The following is a 12,888-nucleotide window of genomic DNA, read 5'->3' as shown; positions in this document are numbered from 1 at the left end:
TAAATTTTTAAATGATTGTTATTTGTTTTCTTTTTTCTGAACTGCCATTCGTTTGATGGCAAGCTCCACATTGCCATCCAATTCCCCGGCAAGACGCATGACTTCCATCTTTTCGGTTTCTTCGGTGGTGTAGGCTAAATATTCTTCGAAGCTCACTTCTGTGGCATATACTGCCGACTGTGTTCCACCCAAACCAATCCAAACTTCCTTGTACAATCTTTTGGGATCGTTGTTCAAGTTGATGGAAAGTATCTGTGCCTTTTCCTTGTCGGTTAATCCCAGCATCGCTTGTATGTCATCAAATTTGTTCATGTACTTCCGCTGATCCAGTAGTATTTTGCAATCGGAGTTGTTGATGATGCTTTCTTTTACAATGGGAGATTGAATGATGTCATCTACTTCCTGGGTTACTACAATGGCTTCACCAAAGAATTTCCGGACTGTTTTGAATAGATACTTGATGTACTCTGCCATTCCTTCCTTTGCAATGGCTTTCCAAGCTTCTTCTATCAGAATCAGTTTGCGAATTCCTTTGAGTCTGCGCATCTTGTTGATGAATACTTCCATGATGATGATGGTCACGATGGGAAATAAAATTTTGTGATCCTTGATGGCATCAATTTCAAACACAATGAATCGTTTGGAAAGCAAGTCAAGTTGCTTGTCCGAGTTCAGCAAATAATCGTATTCCCCTCCTTTGTAATAAGGTTCCAATACATTGAGGAAGTTGGCAAGGTCAAAGTCTTTTTCTCGTACCTGCTTTTCTTTCAGCAGCTTTTTGTAATCGCCTTGCACATAGTCATAAAAACCATTGAAGGAGGGATGATCGTCAAGCTGTTTGATGCTTTCGATGTAGCCACTCACGGCATTGGACAAGGCCACTTCTTCGGAACGGGTAGGAGGTTCATCATCTCTTTTCCACAAGGTCAAAATCAATGTTTTGATGCTTTCCCTTTTCTCGATGTCGAATACGCCGTCATCAGTGTAGAAAGGGTTGAAGGCGATCGGATTTTCTTCGGTGTAGGTAAAATAAACACCGTCTTCTCCTTTGGTTTTTCCTTTAATGAGTTCGCACAATCCCTGATAAGAGTTTCCTGTGTCCACCAGCAACACATGAGCCCCTTGTTCGTAATACTGTCTTACCATGTGATTGGTAAAGAATGATTTTCCCGAACCGGAAGGCCCCAATATGAACTTGTTCCTGTTGGTAATGATGCCACGCTTCATCGGCAAATCGGAAATGTCAAGGTTAATGGGTTTTCCCGTAAGCCTGTCAGCCATCTTGATTCCGAAAGGGGAGAGGGAACTTTGGTAGTTCGTTTCTTCCGTGAAGAAACACAAAGCCGGTTCAATGAAGGTGTAAAAACTTTCCTCATTCGGGAAATCCCCTGCATTCCCTGGCATTCCTGCCCAATAAAGCGTGGCTGCATCAGTGGTGTTGTGTCTTGGTTTGCATTCCATGAGTGCCAAAGCACTGCCGGCATCATTCTTTATCTGTTTCAGTTCAACGGGATCATCAGACCATGCCATCACGTTAAAATGTGCCCGAATGGAAGAAAGCCCGAACGAATGGGCTTCATTGAGATAGCGTTCAATCCATTCCTTGTTGATTTGGTTTTCCCTACTGTAACGCGCCAACGAGTGCATGTTTCTTGCCGATTTTTCAAACTTGCGTAGGTTGTCTTCACTGTTGTCCAGAAACAAATATTGGTTGTAGATATGATTGCAGCTTAACAGCAATCCTACTGGTGCGGCAAAAGATAACAGACAATCACTTCTGTCTGTGGACAATTTTTCATAACGAGTATCTGCTGAAACTGTACTGGGTAAATCATCTGTATCTGACAAGGTATGCAGGCAAAGCCTTTTATTGCCAATGCGAACTTCCTCGGCACCCAGAGCAATGTCTTGCATTGAAGTTCCCGCTTCTTTTGACAGTGTTAGATATTGTTCCAATAATCCTTGCCTGTCCTCTGCACCAATGATGTCCTCTTCCGTTAGACGCTCCAGTTTTACAAAGTCGCCGTCATTTACAATTCTTTCAAATTGTGCCGCGCTTTCCATGAAACGATGGATGATTTCTTTATCCCTTATTTCTTTCGGAATGAGTACTCCTTTGCAAAGCGAAGAGAAATTACTTTGCGTTTGCATTCGCTCTTTGGTGGTTTTAGTCAGAAACAAGTAGCAATGGTGATTCAAGAACGGACGCTCGTTGAAATGTTGCTGATGGGACTTTGCCAAAAAACTGTGATCTTCGCCAGCGATGTCAGGCGCATAATTTTCTTTGATGTACCAATCCTGTTTGTGAACCACCGTATAATCAGGCAATGTCTTGATGGCTTTGTGCCATGCCGAATGAATGGCTTCATACTCTACGGAAGCCACAGTGAATAATTCGGGAAGCTGCACCCGAAAACATGCTGTTATGTCGGCATCCTTTGAAATGATGCAGTGATTTTCCACTGCCAACAACGGAAACTTGCTTTCAAGTGTATTCGTTTTTGATGTATTTTTCATCGGTTGAAGGATTTAGAGGTCAATTTGAAATAGCGTTGAACTGTTTTACGACAAATGATGTAACGGGGATGTCTTTTGCGTGCACCCACTTTCATCAATCCGTGTTCTCCATGCTTTTTGTTTAAGGAGAAGGTCTGCCATGTGAGGAGTGATCCTCCACCAATGCCAATAATCAGACACACATAAGAATTAATGCCGACCATGTACAATACCATGACTAGAATGAGAATGCCAAGCAGTCCGCCAGCGAAAATGAAAAGGTATTGTGCTTTCAACCCCTTGAACTCCACCGTTCTTCCAATGCCCTTGTTGATATTGTAAGTACTCATAAGGAAAGAAACTAAAGGAAGAAGGAACGTAAAACAGTGGCAGCCACGATGAGGAAGATGCAAGCACCAAACCAACTCGCCGCTGTCTTGCTGGTATCTTGATCGCCGCTACTGAATTTATTGTACACCTTGACACCTCCAATGAGACCGACTACCGCTCCGATAGCGTATATGAGCTGTGTGGCAGGATCAAAATAAGAGGTTACCATTTGGGTAGCCTCAGTGATTCCTGCTGTACCATTTCCTTGTGCAAATGCACCAAAAGCTGACAGCATAATTACTGCTGACTGCAAAACTTTTTTTCTTTGATTTTTCATGATTTGAATAAATTAATTTGTTCTGTTTTCCTGCACTTTGCAGGATTTGAGGACAAATATGTCACGGAAAATGAGAAGTTATAATGAAATGGAAGTCTGTGGAATTGTTTGGAAGCGAAAGACCATAAAAAAATTAATCCATATCTTAGTAAACTGCAAAACGTAGTTAGAAAATAATTACATATAATTATTAATAGTGGATCATTGCAAAAAAAACATATCAATTGAGTAATAAAAAATGTAATTATTAAATGGAACTAAACAAACTCTTTTTATTTTCAAAAAACACCGATGCATTTGCTGCTCAACGGGGATATAATTATCAGACATTAAAGACTCTTGAAACTTGGATTAGTAATTTTATTAGTAATACTAAAGAAGATATTTACTGCGAATTTGAAGAAGACATTTTTCAAAAGGATTTGTTATCTCAAAAACTTACTTTTCGCCAAATAAAACTATACTCCAGCAACTTTTCATTTTCAAGCGAAGAAGTGAAAAAGTGTATTTCTCATTTTTTCACACTTCATGTAAAATCAAATTACAATGATTTCTCGAAAGAATATGTTTTTGAAACTAACACAAATATTGCACAGAAGTATTTAAATAACGATGCTGATATGCTAAAAGAGTGGTTTGAATACCAAAACCAGTTAGATGAAGAAAAACTTAAAAAGTATGCCCAGAAAGTAAAAGAAATAGTAACAGAGTATATTGAAGAGCAAAAAAAAGCATTAAAAGATAATGATGAACTTCAAGAAGCGGTTAAAGTGTACGATGAATTAGATAAATCGTTCTGGCAAGAATTTACTAAAATGATAAAATGGAAATTCATAGGAACTTCGCCAGATGATGAATTTACTACAACAAGAGCCAATATAGAGCTATTGATACAAAAATTACCACATAACTTGGCGGACAATAATTCGATACAAGTTTTCGGTGTACTACTCGACACTGTTTTTATGGTAATAAACGAAAAACTAGGAGAAGAACGAAAGCTAACTTATGATCAATTAGAACAAAGATTATTTTCGATTGGCAATGAAGATGATAAATGGTATTCAAGTAGATACGACTACTATAAAAAAATCGAACCTCTATCTGAATTTAGAATTGGAGAGTTTTATGAAATTTTAGACCTAGTAAATTATTGTCGAAGAAAAAAATATTTACACACACATAAAATCCTTTGGAATCCTTTTCTTATTTATTACGCCAAAAACTTAAAAGTAGATTCACTATTTAGAAAAAAAGCTGTTTACGAAATAGTATTCCTTAATAATGAGTTTTATGAAGTTGATTATGAAAATCTGGCTATTCGTGAACGGCCTGAAGGAAACTTATTTGGATTTGAAGAAGACATTCGTTATTATTTCAGTGATTTTGTAGCTTTTAAGGATGCGAAAGATATAGAAAATGCACATAATATTATCAATGTAGTATTTGTTGCATCCAAAAATGGAAAAGCATCAATTGAAGAAGGTGAATTAAGAAAATGGTTCATACAACTTTATAGAAAAATTAATCAAAAATTATTGATAGAAAAGGACATCAGTGAAAAATGCAATTTACTTGAACTGCAAGGTAATTTCTTATTAGGTATAAACAGACTCAGAAATAAAAGTAATCTCGAATTTATTGAATATTTTGATGAGATTTTAGCTTTGGTTGAAAAAGCTCCTCTTTTCAAACTATCTCAATTTGGTGATAGGATAGAAAAGTATATTAAAATGCATCTCAATGTAGATCCTACAGATAAAATGGGAATCATATCTGCATTGGAAGATTTTTCAGAAAATCTATTTCCTCTAGTAGAAAAAAGAGAAGGTAAAGTAAAACTTGCACAATCACAGGTAAAAAGAGGGTATAACTATCTAAAAACAAACATTCCAAAAAATCTACTAAAAGCACTAGAATATTTCCATAGTGCCAAGGATAACTATTTACAAGAAGATACTATTGAAGGTTTTGTCTTGGCTTTATTAAATATTGCCCAACTCTACAATTCCATAGGAATGCACTTTGCTGCTAAAAACTACGCTTTAGCAGCTTTTCGCATGAGCACTAATAAAGAGCTTATCAAAAGAGTTGAAAATAGTCTTTCTTTGCTTGCTTATGCAGATTACTTACAGGGTTCTTGGTTTAATTCATTAAGTCTATACGGGAGATATATTGGATTAAAATTAAATGCCAATTTTGATAAATCTGATGCCGAAGAAGAACAAAAAGCTACTTTAAACATAGCATTCATGCTGTATGTAATGCGAAGAAGTTCCAATCAGTTCAAGTATTTAAATGAAAATTACATTGTCTTTCTAGATTATATTGGAAGCCAAATTGTTGTACCAATCTTAGCGAAATTGAACGATGAATTACAATCTGACGAAAAGTATAATAAGTCGATTGAAAATCAGATTAATGACTTTCCTTTCAACGATTTTGGAAAGACAAGAATAATTAATTTTTATGCTTTAGGCAGCTTGTGGTGCATCAGCTTTGATAATACACATGAAGTACGATCCATAGCTGAAGAATACATCTCGTCCATACAAGTTGTTTTGGCAGAAATTGCACTATCGGATGTTGATTTTCATTTGCTTAAATCAAAAATTGATATTGAGTTAACTTTAAGTAATAAATACGTTGCTCCTGAACAACTCCCTTCTAATGAAGTTATAAAATGGAAAGTCTACATATGCTTTTCTAATGTAGTTAATACCGAAAAGATTAACCAACATTCTGCATTCAATATGGTTTCTTTAAGACTTATGCTGGATAATATTAGCCTTTTGAAATCAGATGAGTTTGATCTATTATTTTGGAAATTCTTCAAAGAAGCAAAACTTGATACCAAACAAATAGCAATTAACCTCTATCAAAAAATACACAGAGATATTTATCTTAAAGAAGATTTTGAAGTGTTTCAAGCTTCTTCTTTTGAAAAAGAGAATTTTAATCTGAATTTCCCGAGAGAAAACAAAGTAGTGGTTTGGGATAACTCATTAAGCCAAAAATATAATAAAAAGTTTAGTCTCGAAGCCATTGAAAACCGCTTTAATAATATGCAAAAATGTACTTATCTTACATTGGCAGAACTAAAAAAACTTCCTTGTTTTCCAATATGGCTTAATGATTTAAGGAGTGAAGGTCATAAAGATTGGCAGATATTGATGAATATGCAAAATTTTATGATTAATTACAAAGTAAGACGTTTTGAAAAAAAGAAATTCAACACCGAAGAAAAACAGATTGAACATTTTCAAAAAACATTTTATAAATATATGAATATGGATGAGAAGGATTGCTATGTAGAATTTCCATTAGAAGCCTTTAAGTCAAAAGAATTTACAGACCAGTTTAATTTTAGTTTGCCATCAGCTCTTAATACCTATGGGTTGGAAACTAAATTAATGACACCGAATTTTACAGCTATCAAAGAATTTCTTGATATTCGTTTTAACCTGCGTCATGACGATTACAATGAGAATAACCCCCTGAATGATATTTATTAACCAATTAATCTGATATTTATTTCAAAAGAAAGACACAAAATAATTTATATTCTAGTAGGTGAATAATTCAATTCCTTATATTTTATTTTTTAACTATTTACAATAATAGTTTTGTTATTCTATATATTTTAAATCTTTTCCAAAAGATTTGTTTTTACATATTCGTATGCTTCGTTTACCTCATATTCAATACCGCTTCGGAGCAATCCATTCATATCACCTCTAAAATCAGGATCTTCAATTTTCTTGTCCATGTTTTCGAGAAACTCTTTTTGCGTAACATGATTTCCTTCTTCTGCCATATAGTGTTTGAATGCTTCGATAAGCTTTTCTACATTGACATCTGCATTATTTAAAGCATACCACAAATCAAACAGATCACGTCCTTTCTTTCGCTGGTATAAAGCTCGGAGTTTGGTGGCTAATAATTCATCCAGTCCATAAGTAGGAACTAATGCCTCACCATTATCCCATTCGGAATCCAACTTTACAGGAATATCTTGTAAGCCATACACCGAAAAATGTTCCCGGGTATTGACTTCGATTTTTAGTTTTATAGGCACATCATCTTCGGACTGAATGGTGTACACAATAGTATTATTGTGTTCTTTTTGCTTAATACGAGGTTTGCCTAAAAAGGAAAGCTGTTCCCGAATATTATCAATAATTGTCCCGAAAGGCTCTGCTTTTATCTGGACCAAATCAATATCTTCCGAATATCTTGCAGCCGGTGCTAAAAATAGTTTATGTAATGCCGTTCCTCCACGAAAAGCCAATCGTTCTCTAATAAATTCATTACTGAATAAAGCTATCAAAGCTCGTTGTATAATTAAATCTTGTTCTACCTGATAATTTTCCTGCCAGGGAGCTTGTTTTCGCCAAGCTGTTATGTACGACTGTGGTATCATATATCTGCTTCTATTTCTATATTAGGCACAATTTTCCATTTGTTGCCAGTTATCCAATTTTCAGGTTTCTTTTTTTGAGGACGCAATAAAGTTGGATAAAATCCTATTGATTCGAGATAATTGTATAAGGCATTACTTAATGTATGTTCTTCTAAAACACATTCCAATAAATACCCCAAACGTTGCACTACTGCTATATCGCCATACTGTTTTGCGGTTTCTACCAATTGATCTGCTTGCATCACTTCTCTCAATTCTTCCAAAACAGTAGCTACTCGGTTAAACCCTCCCACTTCAATGAAATAGTGAACCAAATCCAAAGCAGTTAATTCAGGAGAAGAGATAGTAATATATCCGGTATCCACTTTCTTCTTTACAACATCCTTTTTATTCCAAGACTTTTTGATATGAAAGTTAATTTCAACCTTATCATTTTTAATCGATCTCAAAGCAATCCCTTCAGTAATGATTGCATAATTTTGAGGTTGCTGATGAGCAGCTCCATGATAGGCGGCTGCATTTAACAGACATACATAATAATCCCGATTGAGAAACTTCATCAAATCATTTACATAAAAACTAGTTGGAATAATCCCTTTGGTTCTATATTCTGGTGGTACAATTACACAAAAGCCTTTGCGTACCATTACAACCGCTTCTTGGTTTTTAAGTCTTTGCAGCGTTTTCTTCAAAGCATTTTCAGAAACATCTAACAGACTATGCAGACCTTCGGTAGTAAAACTATACTTACCATTTGCCCTCTGTTCGTCGATAAACGATTCTAAATATTTATATTGCTCTGCCATAATTTAGTTTATAATTGCGATAAGGGTGTGATTTCAACCCCTTACGCAAAGACAAACTTATATTTTTATATCGTCAAAAACAAGATTTTAGTTAATTATTTTGCTACCAAATTAAGTACTCATTTGCAATTAGGGTGTGATTTCAACCCATTACGCAATTAAATACATAAAAATAAAAAAGGGAGCTTGCTCACACAAACTCCCCAATATCAAAATTCTCCAAATCATTTTTCCGCAAAGTGGAAGAACCAGCATCCGTTTCAAAAGAAAGACTCCTGTTCAACAGCTCGGCTATTTTACGGGACGCACTTTCCATGGAATTTTCCAATAGGCTGAATAATTCGGTTCCTTGTATTTTTTGAACAATTGCAACCGCTGTTTCCTTTTGAGAGGACTCCAATTTATCTTTTTGCAGCAGCATCCCCACGGAGCTTAGTTCTTCAAAGGTAATCCCTTGGGCAAAACCGTTATCCCCATTGGATATTCCATACCTGTTCCATTCTTCTTCCTCTTCCTCAAAATCAGGTACATTTCCAAAAACTTCATCAAGTCCTTCCTGCGGAATTTGTATATCAATATTTTCGTCGTCGATTTCAATATCAAAATTATCTGTTTTCTGTTCATGCTTTTTATTTGGGCTTTCAGTGGCACTCTTTGGCAGTGAAAGACTTCTCATTGGTTTGGGCTGCCCCATAATATCTGGTAGATTCGGATTAGATTTTTTCTGGGTTGGGTTTTGCTCCTTCTTTTTCCTGATAACAATCTTATCCTCCACCAATAGCGTAATAACAATGAACAGACATACAACTATTACTGTTTCCATAATCATAAAATAGGTTTGTATTTATCATTAAAACTCTTGGTTATCTGCTCTCCAAATTCCTGAAAATGGTAATCCAGCAAATTATCTAAATAAGCATAAATGGTTATTTTATCTTCGCCTATCACTTGTACAATTCGGGATAGTTTTTCGTGAAAATCAGGTCGGATGTATACTGTTTTACCATCACGGGCATTGGTATCGGGTCTTTTGAAAAAAATACTTTCATACTCCATTTCGCTTGTCCTTTTTCTGCTTTTTTCCTTAACCACTGATTTTGCATTTGGGAGTTCTTTTGGATTTACGCTTTCCTCATCTTGCTGCTCAATCTGTTTTAGAGGAAGCTGTAAACCATCCTTTTTCACTCCATCGACCATCAGGTTCATCATCAACTCCTCATTAATTTCTGGAGTAGATTTTTTCTTGTTCTCTTTCTCCATACCACTATGATTGAATGATTTTTAAAAATTCTTTCATGAACTGGTCTAGCTGGCAAGCTTTCATCAAACGTTCATCGGGAGGCATTACAGTAGAACGAAATATGGTTTTGCTATTCTCTTCACCTTCTTTTCGAAAACGGGTGCTGTTCTTGATTTGGCTTTCCATAAGACTTAATCCCAATTGCTCAATGAGCTTGTTATAAATCTCATATAAAGGTGTGCTTTCCCTACCATCCACCTGATTCCAAAACAGATTAATGGTCTCTATGGAAGTTTCACCTTTTTTCATAATCACATCCTGTAGAAGCTGTGTAAAAATCAGCGTACTTTCCATTACCACACGGTCAGCAGTAATGGGCGTAAAAATATGATGCATTCCGGCCAGTGCTTTCAAAATGCCAGGAGTATTTACCGTTCCTGGTAGGTCAAAGAATACTACATCAACAGCTACTGAAGAAGCATTTAAAAATTCATGAGCCGCTTCCAATACACTTTCCGCTTTGTGTTGCATAATCGGATAAGCTTTTTTGTTGATGGTGGTAAATTGTTTGTACGCTAACCTTTTCAAATGCTCATTTTCCATTACCATTGCCAAATCACGGGATTTCATTTTCATCAAACTATGTTGTGGAAAATCGGCATCAAATACTGCGACATTATAGCCCAATCTATAGTGCAAGGTACTTGCAACCAATGTTGTAAAAGTACTTTTTCCGACACCGCCTTTTTGAGAAGAAAAAGCGATAAATACTGTTTTGTGTTTTGAATTCATCTTTTAATTATTTATGTAAGTATTGCAGATCCTATATATGATTGTAGCTATGGTCAGCAGTATATGGTTAGGCACTTATATGCCAAACTATTTATGTTGCTGTATCTGTTTTTACGTATGTACAGAGGTATGTTTTTACCAACAGACTAGTGTACGTACCTTAATTTCTTTGTAGCTAAGTCTATGATTAGATACTTCAATGCAGACCTAATTATAATTCTATGGTCATACATTTTTATGACAGTAGTTGCGTAGTTATGTTGTTACCCAAATAGCTATTTATAACCTTATGTCCATTTATAAGTACAAAGAAATAGAGCTATATGTGTGCTTTTATTATTATGGCAATGTTTGGCATTTATTGGCAATGTTTGGCAATTGCTTAACTCATAGTGGTTTTGCATTCAATGGTTTACTTTGTAAAATATTAATCAGAGTAATTCAAATGCAAGAATCAAATCAATATTGGGCATTAACAGGAACGGCACTAAGCCGTTTTTCCCTGCTTTATTCAATCCGTCCCGAAGGGCGGATTATCTGTTCGCCAGAACAGAGCAAGTTGTGTTTTTAGGCACTCGAAATGAATTCTGTGCCTCAAAACAACTTGCCCTTGCGGGGGCTTAAAACATCCTCCGAAGTCGGTGTTTTGTAAAATATTAAAATGGATTTATGATGGACGGACAACAAAACAATGGAAAGAACAAAGGTGGTCGGAATTTTAAAAAGAATCCGAGCATCCACCGTTATGTTTTTCGTCTTACGGACGAGGAAAACTCCAAATTTCTTTCCCTTTTTGAAGCTTCAGGTGCAGATAATAAAGCTCATTTTGTTACTTCCATTTTGTTTGAAAAGCCAATCAAAACTGTAAAAGTAGATATAGCTGCAATGGATTATTACATGCGATTAACTACTTTGTATGGTCAGTTTCGTTCCGTTGGCGTCAATTACAATCAGATCGTAAAGCTATTGTATCGCAATTTTTCTGAAAAGAAAGCGGCAGCGTATCTCTTTAAACTGGAAAAACAAACAGCGGAATTAGCGAAGTTATGCCGTGAAATCACGCAGTTGACTGAGGAGTTTGAAACCAAATATTTGATTAAAAACGAAAAAAAATGATAGCTAAGATTAATCGTGGAGCAAATATGATTGGGGCACTTTCCTATAATCAATTTAAAGTTGATACGGAAAAAGGGGAGGTATTGGCCACGCATCGAATGAGAGAAACCATCAATGGAAATTATACCGTTGCTCAATTATACCGTTCACTTGAACCTTATCTAATTGCAAACAAGCGAACGGAAAAGCCAGTTTTGCATATATCGCTTAATCCCGATCCGAGAGATCAGGTAAATGATGAAAGCTTTAAACTGCTAGCCAAAGATTATATGGAACTTATGGGTTATGGTGAACAGCCTTATGTAGTTTTCAAACATACCGACATTGAACGAACTCACATTCACATTGTATCAACATCTGTAGATCGTAACGGTAAAAAAATATCGGATTCTTATGAAAAATTACGTTCCATGAATGCCTGCCGTACATTAGAACAAGATTATAAACTACTACCGGCAACGGAAAAAGAGCGCAATCCAAAAGAAGCAATTTTCAGACCAGTAGATTATAAAGAAGTTAATGTAAAGAGCCAGATAGCTTCGGTAGTTAGACACTTACCAAAGTATTACGAGTACCAAAGTTTGGGAGCTTATAACGCACTACTTTCCCTTTTTAACATTACCACTGAGGAAGTAAAAGGAGAAGTAAACGGTCAGCCTAAACAGGGATTGGTCTATTTTGCATTGAACGAGCTGGGAGAAAAAGTTAGTAATCCGTTCAAGGCATCACGCTTTGGTCGCTATGCAGGTTCTGACAATTTACAAAAACATTTTGGAAAATCGAAAGAAAAGATGAAAACGTCACAAGCAAAAACGGTACTAAAAAACACCATTGAAATAACTATGCATACAACTCCCGGTGAAACTGAATTCAAGAAACAATTACTGGAGCAAGGAATTAATATGGTTATCCGTCGGAACAAAGAAGGACGTATTTATGGAATGACTTTTATTGACCACGAATCCCGTACCGTTTGGAATGGCTCACAATTAGACAAAAATCTTTCTGCCAACGTTTTCAATGATTGGTGGAAAGATGGAAATACTGAAAAACGCCCAGAAATGATGAAGGATAACTCCATTCATTTATCATCCATAAAAATAGATAATGCTCAAACAGAAACAGAACAACCTCACGAACTCTTTGACTTTATGAATAAAAATCAAGCTGAATGTACAAATGACAATTTGGGATTAATCGAAGCGTTTGGAGGGCTATTGCCTCAAGCTCTGGGCGAAGATTACGAAGCACAAGCATTTGCCAACCAAATGAATAAAAAGAAGAAGCGCAGAAGAAATCGTGACCAAAAATAGATATTTCAGTTGGCGTAATGATTTAGTGTTCATAT

Annotated in this window: 11 protein-coding genes; 3 read left to right on the top strand and 8 right to left on the bottom strand. The window is 35.8% G+C overall.

Going from position 1 to position 12,888, the window contains the following annotated elements:
* Positions 1-18: 18 nt before the first annotated feature.
* The 3 genes from OZP15_RS09665 to OZP15_RS09655 are packed head-to-tail and all read right to left on the bottom strand — an operon-like array spanning position 19 to position 3,163.
* Positions 19-2,517: a TraG family conjugative transposon ATPase gene (locus OZP15_RS09665; protein WP_281335979.1), complete on the bottom strand. Its 2,499-nt coding sequence runs from the start codon at positions 2,515-2,517 to the stop codon at positions 19-21.
* Positions 2,514-2,846 carry a DUF4133 domain-containing protein gene (locus OZP15_RS09660; protein WP_269225248.1) on the bottom strand — a complete coding sequence of 111 codons (333 nt, stop codon included), beginning with the start codon at positions 2,844-2,846 and terminating at the stop codon, positions 2,514-2,516. The genes OZP15_RS09665 and OZP15_RS09660 overlap by 4 nt, the downstream gene beginning before the upstream one ends.
* 11 nt (positions 2,847-2,857) lie before the next feature.
* A complete protein-coding gene (locus tag OZP15_RS09655) occupies positions 2,858-3,163 on the bottom strand; it encodes a DUF4134 domain-containing protein (RefSeq protein WP_281335978.1) in 306 nt (101 codons plus the stop codon).
* A 251-nt stretch (positions 3,164-3,414) separates the two neighbouring features.
* On the opposite strand from OZP15_RS09655, the gene OZP15_RS09650 reads away from it, so the two are divergent.
* Positions 3,415-6,678 (top strand): dsDNA nuclease domain-containing protein, encoded by a 3,264-nt coding sequence (locus OZP15_RS09650; protein ID WP_281335977.1) that lies wholly within the window; start codon positions 3,415-3,417, stop codon positions 6,676-6,678.
* Positions 6,679-6,806: 128 nt separating this feature from the next.
* On the opposite strand, the gene OZP15_RS09645 is transcribed toward OZP15_RS09650, so the two are convergent.
* The 5 genes from OZP15_RS09645 to OZP15_RS09625 all read right to left on the bottom strand — a co-directional run bounded on the left by OZP15_RS09645 (position 6,807) and on the right by OZP15_RS09625 (position 10,424).
* Positions 6,807-7,586: a nucleotidyl transferase AbiEii/AbiGii toxin family protein gene (locus OZP15_RS09645; protein WP_281335976.1), complete on the bottom strand. Its 780-nt coding sequence runs from the start codon at positions 7,584-7,586 to the stop codon at positions 6,807-6,809.
* A complete protein-coding gene (locus OZP15_RS09640) occupies positions 7,583-8,392 on the bottom strand; it encodes a type IV toxin-antitoxin system AbiEi family antitoxin domain-containing protein (RefSeq protein ID WP_281335975.1) in 810 nt (269 codons plus the stop codon). Before OZP15_RS09640 ends, OZP15_RS09645 begins: the two co-directional genes overlap by 4 nt.
* Positions 8,393-8,582: 190 nt before the next feature.
* Positions 8,583-9,215 (bottom strand): conjugal transfer protein TraD, encoded by a 633-nt coding sequence (locus OZP15_RS09635; RefSeq protein WP_269225242.1) that lies wholly within the window; start codon positions 9,213-9,215, stop codon positions 8,583-8,585.
* A 2-nt stretch (positions 9,216-9,217) separates the two neighbouring features.
* Complete coding sequence (locus OZP15_RS09630; protein ID WP_281335974.1) at positions 9,218-9,652, bottom strand: DUF3408 domain-containing protein; 435 nt, start codon at positions 9,650-9,652, stop codon at positions 9,218-9,220.
* Between the two features lie 4 nt (positions 9,653-9,656).
* A complete protein-coding gene (locus OZP15_RS09625) occupies positions 9,657-10,424 on the bottom strand; it encodes a ParA family protein (protein WP_269225241.1) in 768 nt (255 codons plus the stop codon).
* A 672-nt stretch (positions 10,425-11,096) separates the two neighbouring features.
* Between OZP15_RS09625 and mobA the strand changes: the two genes are divergently transcribed.
* Both mobA and mobB read left to right on the top strand, forming a co-directional pair.
* Complete coding sequence (mobA, locus tag OZP15_RS09620) at positions 11,097-11,540, top strand: conjugal transfer protein MobA (protein WP_269227905.1); 444 nt, start codon at positions 11,097-11,099, stop codon at positions 11,538-11,540.
* Complete coding sequence (gene mobB / locus OZP15_RS09615; RefSeq protein WP_281335973.1) at positions 11,537-12,853, top strand: conjugal transfer protein MobB; 1,317 nt, start codon at positions 11,537-11,539, stop codon at positions 12,851-12,853. Before mobA ends, mobB begins: the two co-directional genes overlap by 4 nt.
* The last annotated feature ends 35 nt before the right edge of the window (positions 12,854-12,888 follow it).

Source organism: Flavobacterium eburneipallidum (assembly GCF_027111355.2).
In the GTDB taxonomy this organism is placed as follows: Bacteria; Bacteroidota; Bacteroidia; order Flavobacteriales; family Flavobacteriaceae; genus Flavobacterium; species Flavobacterium eburneipallidum.
Note: the sequence above shows the minus strand (reverse complement) of the source record. Positions and strands in the feature narration are given on the sequence as shown.